Origin of the sequence: Marivita hallyeonensis (genome assembly GCF_900129875.1) — a bacterium.
GTDB lineage: Bacteria > Pseudomonadota > Alphaproteobacteria > Rhodobacterales > Rhodobacteraceae > Marivita > Marivita hallyeonensis.
In genome coordinates this window covers 13121-30667 of record NZ_FQXC01000009.1, presented here as the reverse complement: position 1 = coordinate 30667, position 17547 = coordinate 13121, and the positions used below count along the sequence as shown (strand labels likewise).

General features: G+C 58.8%; 25 protein-coding genes. 10 read left to right on the top strand and 15 right to left on the bottom strand.

Going from position 1 to position 17547, the window contains the following annotated elements; translation table 11 throughout:
• The first annotated feature begins 2 nt into the window (after positions 1–2).
• From BUA42_RS19670 to BUA42_RS19650, 5 genes are all read left to right on the top strand, one after another.
• Complete coding sequence (locus tag BUA42_RS19670) at positions 3–416, top strand: hypothetical protein (RefSeq protein ID WP_072780095.1); 414 nt, start codon at positions 3–5, stop codon at positions 414–416.
• Between the two features lie 64 nt (positions 417–480).
• Entirely contained in the window at positions 481–729 is a 249-nt protein-coding gene (locus tag BUA42_RS19665) for a hypothetical protein (protein ID WP_072780054.1), read from the top strand.
• Positions 726–1103, top strand: a complete 378-nt coding sequence (locus BUA42_RS19660; RefSeq protein WP_072780053.1) for a type II toxin-antitoxin system death-on-curing family toxin — start codon at positions 726–728, stop codon at positions 1101–1103. Before BUA42_RS19665 ends, BUA42_RS19660 begins: the two co-directional genes overlap by 4 nt.
• Positions 1104–1166: 63 nt before the next feature.
• Positions 1167–3125 (top strand): DNA topoisomerase IV subunit B, encoded by a 1959-nt coding sequence (gene parE, locus BUA42_RS19655; protein WP_072780052.1) that lies wholly within the window; start codon positions 1167–1169, stop codon positions 3123–3125.
• Between the two features lie 99 nt (positions 3126–3224).
• A complete protein-coding gene (locus tag BUA42_RS19650; RefSeq protein ID WP_218588653.1) occupies positions 3225–4043 on the top strand; it encodes a hypothetical protein in 819 nt (272 codons plus the stop codon).
• A 795-nt stretch (positions 4044–4838) separates the two neighbouring features.
• Here BUA42_RS19650 and rplQ read toward each other — a convergent pair.
• From rplQ to BUA42_RS19620, 6 genes are all read right to left on the bottom strand, one after another.
• A complete protein-coding gene (gene rplQ, locus BUA42_RS19645; RefSeq protein ID WP_072780050.1) occupies positions 4839–5261 on the bottom strand; it encodes a 50S ribosomal protein L17 in 423 nt (140 codons plus the stop codon).
• 154 nt (positions 5262–5415) lie between these two features.
• Positions 5416–6432 (bottom strand): DNA-directed RNA polymerase subunit alpha, encoded by a 1017-nt coding sequence (locus BUA42_RS19640; protein WP_072780094.1) that lies wholly within the window; start codon positions 6430–6432, stop codon positions 5416–5418.
• Positions 6433–6547: 115 nt separating this feature from the next.
• Positions 6548–6940 carry a 30S ribosomal protein S11 gene (gene rpsK / locus BUA42_RS19635; protein ID WP_072780049.1) on the bottom strand — a complete coding sequence of 131 codons (393 nt, stop codon included), beginning with the start codon at positions 6938–6940 and terminating at the stop codon, positions 6548–6550.
• 15 nt (positions 6941–6955) lie between these two features.
• Complete coding sequence (rpsM, locus tag BUA42_RS19630; RefSeq protein ID WP_072780048.1) at positions 6956–7324, bottom strand: 30S ribosomal protein S13; 369 nt, start codon at positions 7322–7324, stop codon at positions 6956–6958.
• Positions 7325–7528: 204 nt separating this feature from the next.
• Positions 7529–7750 (bottom strand): helix-turn-helix domain-containing protein, encoded by a 222-nt coding sequence (locus BUA42_RS19625; RefSeq protein ID WP_072780047.1) that lies wholly within the window; start codon positions 7748–7750, stop codon positions 7529–7531.
• Positions 7750–8271 carry a hypothetical protein gene (locus BUA42_RS19620; RefSeq protein ID WP_072780046.1) on the bottom strand — a complete coding sequence of 174 codons (522 nt, stop codon included), beginning with the start codon at positions 8269–8271 and terminating at the stop codon, positions 7750–7752. Before BUA42_RS19620 ends, BUA42_RS19625 begins: the two co-directional genes overlap by 1 nt.
• A gap of 69 nt (positions 8272–8340) precedes the next feature.
• Between BUA42_RS19620 and BUA42_RS19615 the strand changes: the two genes are divergently transcribed.
• Positions 8341–8883 (top strand): hypothetical protein, encoded by a 543-nt coding sequence (locus BUA42_RS19615; protein ID WP_143152758.1) that lies wholly within the window; start codon positions 8341–8343, stop codon positions 8881–8883.
• A 68-nt stretch (positions 8884–8951) separates the two neighbouring features.
• On the opposite strand, the gene BUA42_RS19610 is transcribed toward BUA42_RS19615, so the two are convergent.
• The 3 genes from BUA42_RS19610 to rplO form a co-directional block, all read right to left on the bottom strand.
• The gene (locus tag BUA42_RS19610) at positions 8952–9596 is read right to left on the bottom strand and encodes an adenylate kinase (protein WP_072780044.1); all 645 of its coding nucleotides are present in this window, start codon (positions 9594–9596) and stop codon (positions 8952–8954) included.
• On the bottom strand, positions 9593–10957 hold the full coding sequence (gene secY, locus BUA42_RS19605) for a preprotein translocase subunit SecY (protein WP_072780093.1): 1365 nt from the start codon (positions 10955–10957) through the stop codon (positions 9593–9595). Before secY ends, BUA42_RS19610 begins: the two co-directional genes overlap by 4 nt.
• A gap of 103 nt (positions 10958–11060) precedes the next feature.
• A complete protein-coding gene (gene rplO, locus BUA42_RS19600) occupies positions 11061–11534 on the bottom strand; it encodes a 50S ribosomal protein L15 (RefSeq protein WP_072780043.1) in 474 nt (157 codons plus the stop codon).
• Between the two features lie 170 nt (positions 11535–11704).
• On the opposite strand from rplO, the gene BUA42_RS19595 reads away from it, so the two are divergent.
• The 4 genes from BUA42_RS19595 (at position 11705) to BUA42_RS19580 (ending at position 14886) form a co-directional block, all read left to right on the top strand.
• Positions 11705–12433: a vWA domain-containing protein gene (locus tag BUA42_RS19595; protein ID WP_072780042.1), complete on the top strand. Its 729-nt coding sequence runs from the start codon at positions 11705–11707 to the stop codon at positions 12431–12433.
• 224 nt (positions 12434–12657) lie between these two features.
• Positions 12658–13308 (top strand): hypothetical protein, encoded by a 651-nt coding sequence (locus tag BUA42_RS19590; protein WP_143152757.1) that lies wholly within the window; start codon positions 12658–12660, stop codon positions 13306–13308.
• A 129-nt stretch (positions 13309–13437) separates the two neighbouring features.
• On the top strand, positions 13438–14133 hold the full coding sequence (locus BUA42_RS19585; RefSeq protein WP_072780040.1) for a DUF6058 family natural product biosynthesis protein: 696 nt from the start codon (positions 13438–13440) through the stop codon (positions 14131–14133).
• Positions 14134–14265: 132 nt separating this feature from the next.
• Positions 14266–14886 (top strand): NAD(P)H-dependent oxidoreductase, encoded by a 621-nt coding sequence (locus BUA42_RS19580; RefSeq protein WP_072780039.1) that lies wholly within the window; start codon positions 14266–14268, stop codon positions 14884–14886.
• A gap of 89 nt (positions 14887–14975) precedes the next feature.
• Here BUA42_RS19580 and rpmD read toward each other — a convergent pair whose 3' ends face one another.
• The 6 genes from rpmD to rpsN all read right to left on the bottom strand — a co-directional run bounded on the left by rpmD (position 14976) and on the right by rpsN (position 17538).
• Entirely contained in the window at positions 14976–15164 is a 189-nt protein-coding gene (gene rpmD, locus BUA42_RS19575) for a 50S ribosomal protein L30 (protein ID WP_072780038.1), read from the bottom strand.
• Between the two features lie 5 nt (positions 15165–15169).
• On the bottom strand, positions 15170–15751 hold the full coding sequence (gene rpsE / locus BUA42_RS19570) for a 30S ribosomal protein S5 (protein ID WP_072780037.1): 582 nt from the start codon (positions 15749–15751) through the stop codon (positions 15170–15172).
• Between the two features lie 165 nt (positions 15752–15916).
• Positions 15917–16270, bottom strand: coding sequence for a 50S ribosomal protein L18 (rplR, locus tag BUA42_RS19565; protein ID WP_072780036.1), 354 nt, complete (start codon positions 16268–16270; stop codon positions 15917–15919).
• Positions 16271–16282: 12 nt separating this feature from the next.
• A complete protein-coding gene (gene rplF, locus BUA42_RS19560; protein WP_072780035.1) occupies positions 16283–16816 on the bottom strand; it encodes a 50S ribosomal protein L6 in 534 nt (177 codons plus the stop codon).
• Positions 16817–16827: 11 nt separating this feature from the next.
• Complete coding sequence (rpsH, locus tag BUA42_RS19555; protein WP_072780034.1) at positions 16828–17220, bottom strand: 30S ribosomal protein S8; 393 nt, start codon at positions 17218–17220, stop codon at positions 16828–16830.
• Between the two features lie 12 nt (positions 17221–17232).
• Positions 17233–17538 carry a 30S ribosomal protein S14 gene (rpsN, locus tag BUA42_RS19550; protein WP_072780033.1) on the bottom strand — a complete coding sequence of 102 codons (306 nt, stop codon included), beginning with the start codon at positions 17536–17538 and terminating at the stop codon, positions 17233–17235.
• Positions 17539–17547 lie beyond the last annotated feature (9 nt).

Genomic DNA, 17547 nt, shown 5'->3' with positions numbered 1-17547 from the left:
CCGTGGGCGCGGATCTGCCAGACTACTATTTCCGCGTCCGCGAGAACGGCGCGCTGGTCTTCCGCGTCGACACCGAAAACCGGCAGCGTCGGATCGAGATGGACCAGATCGCCGTCGTCAACATCCGAAACGGTGAAGTCAAACCCCACGGCGGGCGCGACTTGAGTGACGCGGATATCGCTGTCATTCGGGACTGGATGGCCGAGCGGCAAGCGATCCTTGCGGATCGGGACGTCGATGACATCCTGCGTGCGGTCGATCACCTCAACCTGACCACGCAATGGGCCCAGTCCAAGGCCACGGATGAGCAGCTTGACGCCGTGACAGACGCGCTCCTGCTCGCCATGCACGACCTGCGCGGCGTCCTGGTGCGACGCAAGGCGGACCGGCTGATGAAGGATAACAAGGCCGACTGAGGAACCCTCTGGAATTTTGTGCGATAGAATATATATTCAAATGCACATTTCAGGAGGTCATCCAATGGCACGTCTTCACACCAATCACATCTGCACAATCACCGAACTGCGCGAGCCGCAAAAGGTTCTGGCCCGGTCCGGAGGCAAGCCGGTAGCGATAATGAAGAACTCCAAATGCGTCGGTTACCTCGTGCCGGAAGAGGCGTCTTTGCAAGAAGAACCGCGCTATGCAACGAAGGAGGAAGTGACTGCGGCATTGGACGATACGAGGGTCCAAGCCGCTCCGGTTCTGCACTACCTTAAAGACAAATGAACTATCTTCTCCTCTCGGCCAATCAGGTTGAGTCGATTCACGATGGGGTATTGAATCCCGGAGAGCTGCAGGGACGCGCCCTCGACAAATCGCTTGAGGGTGCTCTCGCGCGCGTCGACAATCGACTGGTCTATGGCATGATCAATGATGCCTTCGAGTTGGCGGCAGCCTACGCACAAGCCGTAGCCTGTGGTCACTGTTTCAACGATGGCAACAAGCGGACGGCGTATCGCACGATGATCGTGTGCCTAAAGCTCAACGGCATTTCGATCACACATGACACCGAAGAAACCGGCAACCAGATCATCGCATTGGCTCAGGGGATCATCCACGAAGAAGACCTCGCGGATTGGCTGCGCACCAAGGCACGCTGACGCTTCCCCCACCCCGCCTGCTCTGCCATACTGTCGCAAACCAACAAAGACAGAGCAGCTGCCATGGCCGAGGATCTCCTTTCCGGAACCGAACCGACTGAGTACAACGCCTCTTCGATCGACGTGCTGGAAGACATGGAGCACGTCCGCCTGCGCCCGGGGATGTATATCGGCGGCACGGACGACCGTGCGCTCCACCACATGGTGGCCGAGATCGTCGACAACTCCATGGACGAGGCGGTCGCCGGTCACGCGACGCGGATCGAGATCGAGCTGCACGAGGATTGCTCCGTCACTGTGCGCGACAACGGGCGCGGCATCCCGACCGATCCGCATCCGAAGGATCCGACCAAATCGGCGCTCGAAATCATCCTCTGCACGCTCAACGCGGGTGGCAAGTTCTCGGGCAAGAATTACGAAACCTCCGGCGGTCTGAACGGCGTCGGGTCATCGGTCGTCAATGCACTGTCCGATTACCTGCGTGTCGAAGTCGCGCGGGACAGGCAGCTTGTGGCGATGGAGTTCTCCCGGGGCGTTCCGAAAGGCCCGCTGGAAAAAGTCGGACCGGCACCGAACCGGCGGGGCACTTCGGTGACCTTCCATCCCGATGGCGAGATTTTCGGTTCTCTGCGCCTGAAGCCTGCCCGCCTGTTCAAGATGGCGCGGTCCAAGGCGTACTTGTTCTCCGGGGTCGAGATCCGCTGGAAGTCGCGCATCGACGATGGCGAGACACCCAGGGAAGCGACGTTCCATTTTCCGGGCGGGTTGTCCGATTACCTCAACGAAACCCTGTCCTCGGTTTCGACCTATGCGGACGTCCCGTTTTCCGGCTCAGTCGATTTTTCCGAAAAGTTCAACACACCGGGCAAGGTGGAGTGGACGATCAATTGGACGCCCTCGCGCGACGGCTTCATCCAATCCTACTGCAACACGGTGCCCACCCCGGAAGGCGGCACGCACGAAGGTGGTTTCTGGGCGGCGATCCTGAAAGGCATCAAGGCGTATGGAGAGCGCGTCGGTAACAAGAAGGCGAACCAGATCAACCGCGATGACCTCATCACCGGGGGCTGCGCTCTGGTGTCGATCTTCATCCAGAACCCGCAATTCGTTGGGCAGACGAAGGACCGGTTGTCGAACGAGGAAGCGGCGAAGATGGTCGAAGGCGCCGTGCGCGACCACTTCGACCACTGGCTGACCTCGGATACGAAATCGGCCGGGGCCATCCTCGACTTCCTGATCCTGCGGGCCGAGGAACGGCTGCGGCGCAGGCAGGAGAAAGAGACCGCGCGAAAATCGGCGACGAAGAAGCTGCGCCTGCCGGGCAAGCTCGTGGATTGCTCGTCGAACACCCGTGAGGGGACGGAGCTGTTCATCGTCGAGGGCGACTCGGCTGGTGGTTCGGCCAAGATGGCGCGGGATCGCAAAACGCAGGCGCTGTTACCGCTGCGGGGGAAGATCCTGAACGTGCTGGGGGCGGCCTCGTCGAAGCTGGGGTCGAACAACGAGATCAATGACCTGACCCAGGCTCTGGGGGTGGGCCTTGGCACCAAGTTCAACCTTGATGATCTGCGCTATGACAAGGTGATCATCATGACGGATGCCGACGTCGATGGCGCGCATATCGCGTCGCTTCTGATGACGTTCTTCTTCACCCAGATGCGCCCAATGATCGACGCGGGGCATTTGTATCTGGCCTGCCCGCCGCTCTATCGCCTGACGCAGGGGGCCAAGCGGCTCTATGTGGCGGACGATGCCGAGAAGGAACTGATGATGGAGAAGGGTCTGGGCGGCAAAGGCAAGATCGACGTTCAGCGCTTCAAGGGTCTGGGCGAGATGGACGCGAAGGATCTGAAAGAAACCACGATGGACCCTAGCTCGCGGAAACTGATCCGCGTGACGATTGATGAGGACGAACCGGGCGAGACGGGTGATCTGGTGGAGCGGCTGATGGGCAAGAAACCCGAGCTGCGGTTCCAGTATATTCAAGAGAACGCGCGGTTTGTCGAGGAGTTGGATGTTTAGAGAGCGTCTTTGATGGAAGGATACCGTAAATGCGTTCTTTGCAGATCAGCGCCGTCAATCCAAAATAGCCATGTTATTCCAAAGTTTGTATTCCGGTGGATGCAAAAAACCGGTGGAACAGGATACCTGCGCTTCGGCGCTACACCCAACAAAAGAGTGCAAGATGGATTGAAACTACCACTTCTTTGCAACGATTGTGAGGGACAATTCAGTAGACTTGAAACAAATTTCGCTACTAAGGTATTTCTTCCATCTGTAAATGAAGCGAAAATGCCTAAGAAATTGGGACAGAGTGATTATCTGTTTCTCGCAAGCCTTCATTTTCGTATTCTTGCATATCTAACTAAGAACTCCGACAATCCAGATTTCTATACGCCCACAGAGAAACGTTTAGTCCTAAGCAGCCTTATAGAGTTACGGCAGATACTTTGCGGGACAAAGAGGCAAAGCACGTTCGCGAAGCAATTTTTGCTGCCACTGGGCTTGGGAAACATAAATGATCACAACGGCCTACCCACGAATTGGAACCGTTTCATTCGTCGTCACACTGAGTTGGATCTTTTTGGTTCCGATAGCGGTAAAATTTTAGGTTCTTATGTCAAGTTGGGCCCTTGGGTGTCTGTCTACCTGATGAAAAATGACGGTCAACCATGGGTTGCCTGTGAAATAACCCCTAAATCCAAAAAGGTATACAACCGACACACTATAATTCCTCCCTACCTCTTGAACTATCTCATTGATCGCGCAGCGAATGCACAAGAGCTTATTCGTAGCCTATCCGAGAAGCAAAAACGTGTAGTTGATGAAGCGATGCTGAAAGCTGATTTTGTCGTTGCAGGAAAACAAATGTTTGACGCTTTGAGTGCAGATTACGAAGCATTCGGTCCATCAGCGTTTAGGCCTGTGACTGATGATTGATAGTTTAACGTAAGAACGTGTCCGGAGCGCCAGACCGCGGGGTGGCGTCTTTGGGGTGAGCGGCGCGTTTTATGGTTGCCACCTCCGGGCGATATAAGAGTGTTGCGCATACGGAAATTAATCGCCAGCCCGGGGGGCGGTCTGGCGATGGTGCGGCGCCTTCGGTGCTGTTCCGCACCGGGTGTAATGTTCGTAGGGTGTGTGCTTGCACGCACCGCATGGGCAATCGTTGGTGCGTGAGATCACGCACCCTACGGCGGTTTGGCAACGCGCCGGGTGATCAAAAAAGTGGATGGCGCCATCCCAGTTGGGTGGACGTCCTCTCCCCCGTGCAGAGCCCCGGAAGGCTCCGAACCTGTACCCCGAAGGGCCTTGTGAGACGCGTCTCTCATGGTCTGAACGCTGTGCGTCCGTAGAGAGAGTAAAGTCGCTTTGGGTGCCCCGCCAAGAGACGGAGCGGGTATCGGATCCAATGGCGGGGGATATCGGGCGTTGAGGTTAATGCTGTGGAAATGGTGCGTACGGTGAGGCGCGCGATTGACGGGCCGCGGTGCGGTGATCCTTGGGTGGGTCAGCGCGGTTTATGGTGGCCACATCTTCGTTTTGGTTGAACGACGTTCGGATGGGGGCAAAATCGCCGTGCCCGGGGGGCGGTCGCCATTTTTGCGCCATTGGTTCGACCAACAAGGACGACGCGATGGCGCGGCGGCTTTGCCGCTATTCGCGCCAGAGAGCAAAACAAAAAAACCCCGCTGGAGACCAGCGGGGCTTGACCGTTCCTTAAGGGAACCGGTCTTATTCTTCGTCTGCCGTTTCCATCTCTTGGAGACGGGATTTATCGGCGGCGCCCTTGGCGTCGATGTCGCGGTCGACGAATTCGATGATCGCCATCGGGGCCATGTCACCGTAGCGGAAACCGGCCTTCAGGATGCGGACATAGCCGCCCTGACGTTCGGCGTAGCGGGGGCCGAGCACGTCGAAGAGCTTGGTGACGTCCTTGTCCTGCTTGAGCTGTGCCGCGGCCTGACGGCGGGCGTGCAGGTCGCCGCGCTTGCCCAGCGTGATCAGCTTTTCCACGATCGGGCGCAGTTCTTTCGCCTTCGGAAGGGTTGTCTTGATTTGCTCATGTTCGATGAGCGAGCCGGCCATGTTGGCAAAGAGCGCCTTGCGGTGCTCATGGGTGCGGTTCAGGCGGCGGTAGCCTCGTGCGTGACGCATGTTTCTATACTCCTAAGGTGCCCTCTACGAGCGGTTTTGCTTTGTCTGACGACCCCTGCGTGAGGGCCACTCTCCTTGGGGCGGATGCCCGGGTTTGGTGGGTTACAAACCCACCCTACGGGTTGGCGTAGGGTGGGTTTTCAACCCACCGTGCTCAAAAACTGTCTTCCAGCTTTTTCGCCAGGTCTTCGATGTTGTCAGGCGGCCAGTCCTCGACATCCATGCCAAGGTGCAGACCCATGCCGGACAGCACTTCCTTGATCTCGTTCAGCGACTTGCGGCCGAAGTTCGGGGTGCGGAGCATCTCGGCTTCGGTTTTCTGGATGAGATCGCCGATATAGACAATGTTGTCGTTCTTCAGGCAGTTCGCGGAGCGGACCGACAGTTCCAACTCGTCCACTTTCTTGAGCAGCAGCGGGTTGAATTCCAGACCGTCGTCGTCGTCCTGCGGACGCGCGCTTTCCGGCTCGTCGAAGTTCACGAAGACCGACAGCTGGTCCTGAAGAATACGCGCGGCGAAGGCCACGGCGTCTTCCGGTGTGACGGAACCGTCGGTTTCGACCTTCATGGTCAGCTTGTCATAGTCGAGCACCTGGCCCTCACGGGTCGGCTGCACGTCGTAGGACACTTTCTTGACCGGCGAGTAGATCGCGTCGATCGGCATCAGGCCGATGGGCGCATCTTCCGGCTTGTTCTTGTCGGCGGACACGTAGCCTTTGCCGGTGTTGACCGTCAGTTCCATGTAGAGGTCCGCACCTTCGTCGAGGTGGCAGATCACGTGGTCGCGGTTCAACACTTCGATACCGTTGGTCTCAGAGATGTCACCGGCGGTGACGACTGCCGGACCCTTGGCGTTGATCGAGACGCGCTTCGGGCCTTCGACTTCCATGCGGAGCGACACGCCCTTGAGGTTCAGTACGATGTCGGTCACGTCCTCGCGGACGCCGGCAACGCTGGAAAACTCGTGCAGCACGTTGTCGATCTGCACGGAGGTGATGGCGGCGCCCTGCAGCGACGACAGCAGCACGCGGCGCAGCGCGTTGCCGAGGGTCAGACCAAAGCCCCGCTCCAGCGGTTCGGCCACAACGGTCGCCACACGCGACGGATCTGCGCCCGGCTTGACATCGAGCTGTGTCGGCTTGATCAGTTCTGCCCAGTTCTTGTGGATCATACGTCCCTCCATTCCTGTCTTTGCCCCATGTCCAAAAGGCAAAGACGCCCGAGGTTAAAATGACGAAAGCATGGCCCCACCCGAAGGTGAGACCATGCCGAGAAATCAGTGTCGCTTAGACGCGGCGGCGCTTTGGTGGGCGGCAGCCGTTGTGGGCGATCGGTGTCACGTCGCGGATCGACGTGATGTTGAAGCCCACGGCGGCCAGAGCGCGCAGCGCGGATTCGCGGCCCGAGCCGGGACCCTGCACTTCGACTTCGAGCGTCTTCACACCGTGTTCCTGCGCTTTGCGGCCCGCATCCTCTGCAGCCAGCTGTGCCGCGTAGGGTGTGGATTTCCGCGAGCCCTTGAAGCCCATGGTGCCAGCGGACGACCATGAAATGGCGTTGCCCTGCACGTCGGAGATCAGGATCTTGGTGTTGTTGAAGCTGGAGTTCACATGTGCAACGCCAGCAGCGATATTCTTGGAGACCTTTTTCTTGCCTCCGCGACGGGTATCACGTGCCATCTGTCAGACCCTCCCTTACTTCTTCTTACCGGCAATGGCCTTTGCGGGGCCTTTGCGGGTACGTGCGTTGGTGTGGGTCCGCTGACCGCGAACGGGCAGGTTGCGGCGGTGACGCAGGCCACGGTAGCAGCCAAGGTCCATCAGGCGCTTGATGTTCATCTGCGTCTCGCGGCGCAGGTCGCCTTCGACGGTGTAGTTCGCGTCGATATGTTCACGAACAGCGAGCACTTCGGCATCGCTCAGTTCGTTCACACGGCGGGTCGGGTCGATATTGACGGCCTCGCAAATCTGCTTTGCGGAGGTATGGCCGATACCGGTGATGTAAGTGAGGGCGATCGGAACGCGTTTCCCAGTGGGAATGTTCACGCCAGCAATACGTGCCACGTAGGTCTTCCTTTTCGTTGCGGGTCCGTAGTTCCAGACCCTTTTTTCACAACATAAGGCCCGCAGGTTTGAACCCTTTGGGCCTTGAGCTGATCAGGTGATCCGCATCCGGGCGCGACCCGGTCTGCGACGACGAATCTCTTAACGAGATGGCGGTAAATAGGAGCGTTGGCGCGGGACGTCAAGGGCTTTGCTTCAGTGCGCTTAGGCCTTTGCGTCTTGGGCCGGAACCGCCTCCAGAATATCGCCGGGCTGACAGTCCAGAACCTCGCAAATGCGGGCCAGCGTGTTGAAGCGGATACCCTTCACCTTGCCCGTGCGCAACAGGCTCACGTTCTGTTCGGAAATGCCGATTTGCTCGGCCAGATCGCGCGCCTTCATCTTGCGCAAGGCCAGCACCACATCCAGTCGCACGACGATCTCCATCAGACGATCCCGCGCATGTCATCCACGGCATCGGCGGCCTCGATCATGCTGCGCCCAATGATGGTCATCAGCCCGGCCGCCAGCAGAAGCGCGACATGTGTGAAGCCGAAAGACACGGCAAGCATGCGCGTGCCGTCCTCATTGGCCCACGTGAGGATCAGGATTTGCGCTGTCCGCGCCAAAACGGCTGTTATGGCCACAAGGACCAACCCGAGGCCAAGTTGAAAGATGCGGTGCGCAGCATCGCGCGTCAGCGCCTTGCCATCGCGGTAAAGACCAAACAGCGCTTGCGCCTGATAAAGGACCCAAAGCGCAATCGCCCACGGCGCCAGACCGACGACGCCCGCACAGATGATTTCGTCGACGCTTTGCGCATCTGACACCGGAACATGCGGAAAAGCCGCTTTGATCGCCTCTGGTGCGAACGCCCCGTTGAGGATGAGCCCAGCCAAAACCACCGGTGCCGCGATTATTGTTGCCCAGGTTGCGTAGAAGAGAACGGTAGGAAGCCGATACGCCATGATTTCCATCTTTCCAACATCATTTTTTACTGTTTTACATTAATTTATTATCGAATCAAGGAAAGACTTATGCGACTTACGACAATCATTCTGCCCGTTATGCTCGCCGCATGTTCACATGTCAGCCCCAAAACCGTGCTGTCTCTCGCCAGCCTGTCGCCTTTGACCGCCGATCCCGAGGACATTCGGGCCGCGGTCGAGCTGCCAATGGGGGTCAGCGTTGCGCCAAATGGGGCGGTGCTGACCTTTTCGGCGGAACGGACGGATACAGGCGAAGGCGACGCCGGTGTGTTCCTGCTTCAGGTCCTGGACACGGCACAAGGTCAGAAGCTGTTTCAGTTGGCCCCGGATGACCGGCCGGAATACATTCGGTTGCGCGACCAGTTTGCGCGCTGGGAAGACGAGAATGCGGACGCAACCAGTGGTCAGTTCTCAATCGCCATCGCGGCCTGCGCGGTCGGTGAGGGCCCGGCGGATGACGCTACCTTTTCGGTGTTTATCTCAATGACAGAAGGCGGACGGTTTCGCCCCTTGATCACCGATGCACCTATTGCCGAAGCTCTTGCCATGAAAGTCGCATCCGGCGGGGATCACACCTGTTCGCAACGGTGACTTATGGCCAAGAAAGAAAAGCCCCGGAGGTTATCCGGGGCGCATTCGTTAACACGGGAAAGACGTCGCTAGGCGTCAAGCACATCGGCGATGGCGGCCTTGACCTCTGCCATCTCGCCTAGTCCGTCGACCGAAGACAGCTGCCCCTTGGCATAGTAGTAGCCGATAAGCGGTGAGGTCTTCTTGTAATACTCCATCAGACGCTGCTTGAGGCTGTCCTCGTTATCGTCCGCGCGGCGCTTGAATTCGGTTCCGCCGCAGTTGGTGCACTTGCCATCATCCGGGATCGGCTTGGTGATGTCGTTGTACACCTCGCCACAGTTCCCACAGGTCGAGCGTGCCGTGATGCGGGCCACAAGCGCGTTGTCGTCGACTTTCATTTCGATGACAGCGTCGAGTGTTTCGCCGGTTTCGCTCATCAGGGCCGCCAGCGCATCCGCCTGAGCCAGTGTGCGGGGGAAGCCGTCGAAGATGAAGCCGCCCTGCTTGTCGCCCTGAAGCTTTTCGCGGATCAGGCCGATGACGATCTCATCGGTCACAAGCTCGCCCCGCGCCATCACGTGGGCGACGACCTTGCCCATCTCGGTTCCGCTGTCTTTCGCTTCCCGCAGCATATCGCCGGTGGAAAGCTGGATCATGTTGCGGTCGTCACAGAGAAAACGCGCCTGCGTTCCTTTGCCCGCGCCGGGCGGGCCCAATAGTATGATGTTCATCGGCGCGCCGGTGCCCCCCGTTTTTTACGTCCCTTACCCTTACCGCGCAGTTGCGACTTTTGAATGAGACCTTCGTATTGATGGGCGAGCAGATGGCTTTGCACCTGCTGGATCGTGTCCATTGTCACCGACACCACGATCAGCACGGATGTGCCACCGAAATAGAATGGGATGGCGAACTGGCCGCGCAGCACTTCCGGCAGAAGACAGACCGCCGCCAGATAGCCTGAGCCCAAAACCAGCACGCGATTGACCACGTATTCCAGATACTCTGCCGTCTTCTTGCCCGGACGGATGCCCGGCACGAACCCGTTCTGGTTCTTAAGGTTGTCGGCCACGTCTTCGACCTTGAACGACACATTGAACGTGTAGAAGTAGGCGAAGAAGATGATCATGGCTCCGAAGAACAGCAGGTAGAGCGGCTGACCCGGCCCGAAATAGGCGAGGATCGTCGACATGACCGGCCCGGTCTGCTGACCGCTGAAGGTGCTGATCGTCGTCGGCAGCAGAAGCAGCGACGAGGCGAAGATGGCCGGGATCACGCCCGACGGGTTGACCTTGACCGGCAGGTGGCTGTTCTGCGCTTCGGCGATCTTCATGCCCATCTGGCGGCGCGGATACTGGATCGTGATTTTTCGGAGCGCTCGCTCCATGAAGACCACGAAGGTGATCACCGCAATCACCATGAGGATCACCCCGACGATCACGGCAGGACTAATGGCGCCGGAACGACCGGACGCAAAGAATTGTGCCAATGCGGCGGGAAGTTCAGCGATAATGCCCACGAAGATGATGAGCGAAATACCATTGCCCACACCGCGGGCCGTGATCTGTTCGCCGAGCCACATCAGGAACATGGTGCCGCCCACGAGCGTAATCACGCAGGACGCGCGGAAGAACCAGCCGGGATCGGTGACAAGATCCCCCGCCTCAAGGCTCACGGCAAGACCGTAGGCCTGGAAGGTGGCCAGAACCACGGTCCCGTACCGCGTGTACTGGTTGATCTTCTTGCGCCCCTGCTCGCCCTCTTTCTTGAGGCGTGCCAGCGGCTCCCACATTGATGCCAGAAGCTGAACGATGATCGAGGCCGAAATATAGGGCATGATGCCGAGGGCAAAGATGCCCATCCGCCCCAACGCGCCACCGGTGAACATCGTCAGGATGCCGCCGATGCCCTGCTGGGCCTGCTCCATGAATTCGCGCAGGGCAATGCCATCGATCCCGGGAACGGGAATGAAGGTGCCGATGCGGTAAACGATCAGAAGGCCAAGCGTGAACAGGATGCGGTTGCGCAGATCGGTCGCTTTGCCGAGCGCAGACCAGCTTGTGTTCGCGGCCATTTGTTCTGCTGCTGATACCATGCGGGTCTCTTTTATGATGAACGCCGCCATGAGCGGACCGGCTCTGGCGGCGTTTTGAAAGCTCTTGGAGTATGTAAGCGGGAGGGTGCCCGCTCACAACCTCTTATTCAGCGGCCTGCGCGGTTGTGACCGTCAGTGAGCCGCCTGCCTTCTCAACCGCCTCGACAGCCGATTTGGAGGCGCCGGTGACGTTGAGGGTCACTTTGGAGGTGATGTCGCCCTTGGCAAGCACACGGATGCCGTCGAGCTTGCGACGCACCAGACCGGAGGCAACGAGCGCATCCTCGTCGATCGTGCCTTTCGCGTCGAGCTTGCCGGCGTCGACGAATTTCTGGATGAGACCCAGGTTCACAACGGCAAAGGACTTCCGGTTCGGCTTGTTGAAGCCGCGCTTCGGAAGACGCTGGTAGAGCGGCATCTGGCCGCCCTCGTAGCCATTGATGGCCACACCCGAACGGGATTTCTGACCTTTGATACCCCGGCCACCCATCTTGCCCATACCAGAGCCGGGGCCACGGCCGACGCGCTTTTTGCGCTTGGTTGCGCCGGCATTGTCGCGCAGTTCATGCAGTTTCATATCGCTTCTCCTCGCCGGACTTCCGCCCCGAAGCGAACGAGAGCGGCACACGGCATATTTGATGTTGAGTCGTGCGGCCCGCAGGCCACCGGCGGCGTATAGCGAGCAGATTGCGCCAGTGCAAGAGACTTGGCGCTTGTCTGTGCAATGCAGCGCATCATAATTGATCCATGCGGTTCGCCCTTGCCCTTGCCCTCTTGCCCACCGTGGTCCATCCCGACTGCACGACGGACGCCATGCTGGTGTTTGACGGCTCGACTTCCATGATCGAGTCCGAGTTCGGCATCACCGGGCTGCCAAAGATCGCCGAGGCGCAACGCGCGATGGCGCGCGCCCTGCCCCAGATCGAGGACGTCCGCCGCATCGGGCTGATGATCTATGGCCCACAACAGGTTGGCGCGGCTTGCGAGGGAATTTCCCTACAGTTCATGCCGATGGAAAAGGCGGCCGAACCGATCCTTCAGGCGACGCGCGGTTTCGCACCGGGCGGGCTGACACCGCTGACCAAGTCGGTGGCGCGCGCTGCCGAGGTGATGAACTACCGGTCAGAGCCGGGGGTAATCGTTCTTCTGACTGACGGAAACGAGACCTGCGGCGGGCGTCCCTGTGAGCTGGGGCCTTACCTGGCAGCGCAGGCCTACGATCTCACCGTCCATGTCATCGGTTTTCAGCTCAACCCGCATGACGCCTATTTCCAGTGGAACAATCCCGAACAGACTTTCGGCAACGAAAACGTCACGCGCTGCCTCGCCGATGCCACCGGCGGGCTTTACGTCACGACGGACACCATCGACGAACTTGCCGCGGCATTGCAGACGACCCTTGGTTGCCCGGTCATTGGTCGCGCGATGCGCGATCCTGAAACCCTGCAAAGTTCAGAAATTCTGTCCGAAGGCTGAGCCGCCTTTTTTCGCAAGGCCAGCGGCCAAGACCGGTGCGAGGATTGCCCGGCAAAAACGCGGTGGGGGCAAAAGCCGCCTGTTCCATCAGCAACAGCGAAAAAGGTGACGCAAGGTAAGGAATACCCCCATTCCCACAGAGCACGGTTTCGCGCAGGTTGAACCTCAAGACTTAAGACCTTTCATTCGCCACCTTTTTCATTCGGTCGCTTAGGGCCCTTTTGATGCCAGAATTGTTATCGCAAGCCGTGCACGGCCCTGTATTCTATGGTGCACTTGCCTCGATCCTCAGTGTGTTTGCGTATCTGCCCTATATCGCCAACATCTTGCGCGGACGAACACGACCGCATCGCGCCTGCTGGCTGATCTGGTCGGTGCTTTCCATCATTTCGTTTCTGTCGCAACTCTACGAAGGCGCGGGTGCGTCCCTCGGGTTTGCCGCGGCGCAGGCCGGGAGCACGACCATCGTGTTTCTGCTGTCCGTAATCCGAGGCAGCGGCACCTTCATGGGACGTGCGGATGGCGTTGTTCTGGCAGTTGCCGCCATTGGTGTCGGGCTATGGGCGATCACCGACTCCGCCGCTTATGCACTCATGATCTCGATCACCATCAGCCTGATGGGCGGCATGCTGACCGTGCAGAAGACCTACTGGTTTCCGGACAGTGAAACCATGTCCACCTGGGTCTTGTCCTTTATCGCGTCCTGCTGTGCGCTGCTTGCGGTCGGGCCGCTGGATTGGCTGCTCTTGGCCTACCCGATGTACCTCTTTGTCCTCAACGGCGCGATCATCGGCGCGTGGATGCTCGGACGCTTGCCCGGAGCGCGCGAACGTCAGGCGGATATGAGCATTTTTCGCAGCGTACGGGCGCGATGATGCATTGGATTGAGGCAACGACGATTATCGGGCATGAGCCCGTTATTCCCGCGATGCGCGACCGATGGGGGCTGTCGTTCACACTTCGATCCGGAACGAAGCGTTTGGGAAGCAGCGCTTGATAGGGTCATGCCAACGACCACCATCGAGGGCTGTCCCATGCTACTGAATTATCTGTTCACAAACTTCATGGAAGAATCTCAGTTTGCAGATGTCGTCGGCACGACGACCGACGACCTTCACGCCCTCATCGATGCAAAGGTCTTTCCCGCCCCATCCTATGCTTATGAGGGCAAGGGGCGGTCGGTATCTTTCGTCGCGGATTTCACAGATCGGCAAACGTATCGATTTCATCTTCGCGGGCATACCGATTGGTATCGGGACATCACCCAATTGGGCCTTGATACCGAAGCTCGTGCCCGAGGACATTTCTTCAGCCGATATGACCATGCGAAAGCTGCGTTCCTTTCGAGCCCTCTCGGCGCTGAGTTGCAGTCACAGGCTCCGACGGTCGGGGATCAGTTCGATGATGAGCACGCAAACTCGACCTGGGGACACTTCCTTAACGGCGTATACGGCGTTTGCACCCGCGATGGCCGGCCGGAGTCCGTTTTTCTGAAACAGGCTGGAGTGATGTTCATTGAAGAGATGATCGGTGATGAACCCGGTACGCTGTCGCATGAGAAAACCCGGTTGCTTCGCCGTACGGTCGACTTTCTTGACAGCGTGGAGTCTGATTTTGCTCCACATGAGGCTCCGATAGCGTCACGCCAGCGGTGTATCGTGGATGTAAGGGCTCGATTCTTTGGTATGACAGCTGCATGAAAGACGACCCGAACATCGCCCGAGTTGCCGCACTGATCGGTGATTCACGCGGATGAGACAGGATTATCTAGGTGCAACCGAAGGTGTTTCTCACTTGTTCACGGCACATCCGCTTACATAGGACGACGCCGTATGCACATCTTCTCTCTCGTTGCTCATCCTCGCTCGGATAGCTTTTGCCATGCGATATCTGCAACCGCGCGATCCGCGCTGTCGGCCGCGGGACACACCATCGAGCATCACGACCTCTACGAGGAAGGGTTCGATCCGTGTCTTTCACCTGATGAGGCTTACACGATCGGAGACACACTCGAGGAAGCGCTCGCCCGGGCTGCTGATCCAGTGCTGCGAAGTCATCGTGAGGGTGTTGGGAAAGCTGAAGGATTACTGGTTGTTCATCCGAATTGGTGGGGGAAGCCGCCAGCGATATTAGCGGGCTGGATAGATCGTATTCTGGTTCCTGGCGTCGCGTATCGTCTTCAGTCTACGGACGGTTTGCCCGACGGGTTATTGGGAATGACGAAGGCTTTGGTCATCAACACATCAGATACCGAGGCAGAGCGCGAGGATCGTGATCTCGGTGATCCTCTTCAACTGATCTGGGGCAATTGCGTATTGCCCTATTGTGGAGTTGAGCATTTCGAACGTCTGATCTTTCGCCCGGTGAATGGCAGCTTACCCGAGGAGCGAGCCCGATGGTTGGAACAAACCCAGGTGAAATGTCGCGCACTTTTCGGTGCAAATCAGGAATGACCGCTTTCTCCGAAAACAGCACAAAAAAGAAGGCCCTTCGTAGCAACGAAGGGCCTTCTTAAACAGTCTTTAAGACCGGTGCGACCGTGTCAGCCGCGCTCTTCGATGATCTCGACGAGGTGCGGGATCTTGTTGACCATGCCGCGCACGGCGGGTGTGTCTTTAAGCTCACGGGTCTTGTGCATCTTGTTCAGGCCCAGGCCGATCAGCGTCTTGCGCTGGATTTCCGGGCGGCGGATCGGCGAGCCGACCTGCTTAACGACGATTGTCTTAGCCATGGGGATCAGGCCTCCTCAGCGACTTGGCCGCTTTCCTGCGGCGTGTCTTCACGCTTGGGCAGGATGTCGGCGACTTTCTTGCCACGACGCTGCGCGACGGAGCGCGGGCTTGCCTCTTTCGACAGGCCGTCCAGCGTGGCGCGGATCATGTTGTAGGGGTTCTGCGAGCCGATCGACTTGGCGACCACGTCCTGAACGCCCAGCATCTCGAACACGGCGCGCATCGGACCACCTGCGATGATACCAGTACCTGTCGGTGCTGTGCGCATGACCACCTTACCGGCACCGTGACGGCCTTCGATGTCGTGGTGCAGCGTGCGGCCTTCGCGCAGCGGCACGCGGATCATTTTGCGCTTGGCTTGCTCGGTTGCCTTGCGGATGGCCTCGGGGACCTCCTTGGCTTTACCTTTGCCGAAGCCGACGCGGCCTTTCTGGTCGCCCACAACGACGAGGGCTGCAAAGCCGAAGCGCTTACCACCCTTCACGGTTTTGGACACCCGGTTGATCGCGACCAGGCGGTCGGCGAATTCCGGGGCTTGTTCTTCGCGGTCGCGGCGATTGCCCCGACGGTTTTCACGTTCTGCCATGTACAGGCATCCTTTGTGTTGTGGGCTTTTTGCCCGGTTGTCCAATCCAGGTGAGCATCAGCGCTCCCGGATCATCGGGAAGGACCTGGCCTTCCGCAAATCGTGAGCCGGGCTAATGCCCGGCCTACGGTGTTTGTAGGGTGCGTGTTCACACGCACCGTTCGCTTAGATCTTCAGACCACCTTCGCGGGCTGCATCGGCAAGTGCCTTGATGCGGCCGTGGAAGAGGAAACCACCGCGGTCGAAATACGCTTCTTCGACGCCAGCCTTTTTGGCGCGCTCGGCGATCGCCGCACCCACCTTGGCCGCAGCTTCGACGGTGTTCTTGCCAGCGAGGTCTTTTTCCATGGTCGAGGCCGCTGCCAGCGTCACACCCTGAACGTCGTCGATCAGCTGAACGCTGATGTTCTTGTTCGAACGGTGCACGCTCAGGCGCGCACGCCCTGCATTGACCTTGCGAAGTTTGTTCCGAACGCGCAGGCGGCGTTTCTGGAACAGCTGTCTTTTACTGTTTGCCATTGCCTTCGGTCCTTACTTCTTCTTGCCTTCTTTCTGGAAGATGTATTCGCCCTTGTAGCGAATGCCTTTGCCCTTGTAGGGCTCGGGCCGACGCCAGTCGCGAATGTTCGCCGCCACCTGGCCCACCAGCTGAGGATCGTGACCTTCGATCACGATCTCGGTCTGCTTGGGCACGGTTACGGTCACACCGTCCGGAATTTGAAAATCAACGTCATGCGACAGGCCAAGGTTGAGCTTCAAGACATTGCCCTGAAGCTGCGCACGATAACCAACACCCTGGATTTCAAGTTCTTTCTTGAAGGTGTCGGTCACGCCGTGAACCATGTTCGCCACGATCGTGCGGGACATGCCCCACTGCTGACGCGCGCGCTTGGATTTGCCACGCGGGTCGATGCGGACCACGTTGTCCTCGACCGAGATGGTCACATCGTCGGTTGCGGTGAAGCTCTGGGTGCCTTTCGGGCCCTTCACTTCGATGGTCTGGCCAGACAGGGATGCCGTGACCCCCGAGGGCAGCTCGACCGGTTGTTTGCCAATACGAGACATTGCAGACCTCCTTAGAACACGGTGCAGAGCACTTCGCCGCCAACGTTGTGGCTGCGGGCGCTTGCATCGGTCATGACGCCTTTGGAGGTGGAGACGATCGACACGCCAAGGCCCTGACGGACCTGCGGGATGTCGCCCACACCCAGATACACACGACGGCCCGGCTTGGACACGCGCTTGAGTTCGCGGATCACAGGGGTGCCGTCGTAGTACTTGAGGCTGATTTCATATGCGGGGTGGCCGCGCTCATCCTTGGTTTCTTCGTAACCGCGGATGTAGCCCTCGTCCGCCATCACATCGAGCACACGCGCACGCAGCTTGGACGCCGGTGTCAACGTGGTCGACTTGCCGCGCATCTGAGCGTTGCGGATACGGGTGAGCATATCGCCGATAGGATCGTTCATATCATGCCCTCCTTACCAGCTCGACTTGACCATGCCGGGGGCCTTACCATTGCTGGCAAGTTCGCGAAGCGCGATACGGCTGACCTTGAGTTTGCGGTAATAGGCGTGCGGACGCCCGGTGAGTTGGCAGCGGTTGTGCAGGCGCGTCGGCGCGCTGTTCCGCGGCAGTTTCGCAAGCTTGAGGCGCGCCTTGAAGCGCTCTTCCATCGGCTTGCTTTCATCGTTCGCGATTTCCTTGAGCTCAGCACGCTTGGCGGCATACTTCTCTACCAGCTTCTGGCGCTTCTTCTCGCGTTCAATCATTGCTTTCTTCGCCATCGTCTAAAC

Coding starts and splice junctions, on each gene's coding strand:
- BUA42_RS19665 (WP_072780054.1), top strand. CDS start 481: ATGGCACGTCTTCACACCAATCACATCTGCACAATCACCGAACTGCGC.
- BUA42_RS19660 (WP_072780053.1), top strand. CDS start 726: ATGAACTATCTTCTCCTCTCGGCCAATCAGGTTGAGTCGATTCACGAT.
- parE (WP_072780052.1), top strand. CDS start 1,167: ATGGCCGAGGATCTCCTTTCCGGAACCGAACCGACTGAGTACAACGCC.
- BUA42_RS19650 (WP_218588653.1), top strand. CDS start 3,225: ATGCAAAAAACCGGTGGAACAGGATACCTGCGCTTCGGCGCTACACCC.
- rplQ (WP_072780050.1), bottom strand. CDS start 5,261: ATGCGTCACGCACGAGGCTACCGCCGCCTGAACCGCACCCATGAGCAC.
- BUA42_RS19640 (WP_072780094.1), bottom strand. CDS start 6,432: ATGATCCACAAGAACTGGGCAGAACTGATCAAGCCGACACAGCTCGAT.
- rpsK (WP_072780049.1), bottom strand. CDS start 6,940: ATGGCACGTGATACCCGTCGCGGAGGCAAGAAAAAGGTCTCCAAGAAT.
- BUA42_RS19625 (WP_072780047.1), bottom strand. CDS start 7,750: ATGGAGATCGTCGTGCGACTGGATGTGGTGCTGGCCTTGCGCAAGATG.
- BUA42_RS19620 (WP_072780046.1), bottom strand. CDS start 8,271: ATGGCGTATCGGCTTCCTACCGTTCTCTTCTACGCAACCTGGGCAACA.
- BUA42_RS19615 (WP_143152758.1), top strand. CDS start 8,341: ATGCGACTTACGACAATCATTCTGCCCGTTATGCTCGCCGCATGTTCA.
- BUA42_RS19610 (WP_072780044.1), bottom strand. CDS start 9,596: ATGAACATCATACTATTGGGCCCGCCCGGCGCGGGCAAAGGAACGCAG.
- secY (WP_072780093.1), bottom strand. CDS start 10,957: ATGGTATCAGCAGCAGAACAAATGGCCGCGAACACAAGCTGGTCTGCG.
- rplO (WP_072780043.1), bottom strand. CDS start 11,534: ATGAAACTGCATGAACTGCGCGACAATGCCGGCGCAACCAAGCGCAAA.
- BUA42_RS19595 (WP_072780042.1), top strand. CDS start 11,705: ATGCGGTTCGCCCTTGCCCTTGCCCTCTTGCCCACCGTGGTCCATCCC.
- BUA42_RS19590 (WP_143152757.1), top strand. CDS start 12,658: ATGCCAGAATTGTTATCGCAAGCCGTGCACGGCCCTGTATTCTATGGT.
- BUA42_RS19585 (WP_072780040.1), top strand. CDS start 13,438: ATGCCAACGACCACCATCGAGGGCTGTCCCATGCTACTGAATTATCTG.
- BUA42_RS19580 (WP_072780039.1), top strand. CDS start 14,266: ATGCACATCTTCTCTCTCGTTGCTCATCCTCGCTCGGATAGCTTTTGC.
- rpmD (WP_072780038.1), bottom strand. CDS start 15,164: ATGGCTAAGACAATCGTCGTTAAGCAGGTCGGCTCGCCGATCCGCCGC.
- rpsE (WP_072780037.1), bottom strand. CDS start 15,751: ATGGCAGAACGTGAAAACCGTCGGGGCAATCGCCGCGACCGCGAAGAA.
- rplR (WP_072780036.1), bottom strand. CDS start 16,270: ATGGCAAACAGTAAAAGACAGCTGTTCCAGAAACGCCGCCTGCGCGTT.
- rplF (WP_072780035.1), bottom strand. CDS start 16,816: ATGTCTCGTATTGGCAAACAACCGGTCGAGCTGCCCTCGGGGGTCACG.
- rpsH (WP_072780034.1), bottom strand. CDS start 17,220: ATGAACGATCCTATCGGCGATATGCTCACCCGTATCCGCAACGCTCAG.
- rpsN (WP_072780033.1), bottom strand. CDS start 17,538: ATGGCGAAGAAAGCAATGATTGAACGCGAGAAGAAGCGCCAGAAGCTG.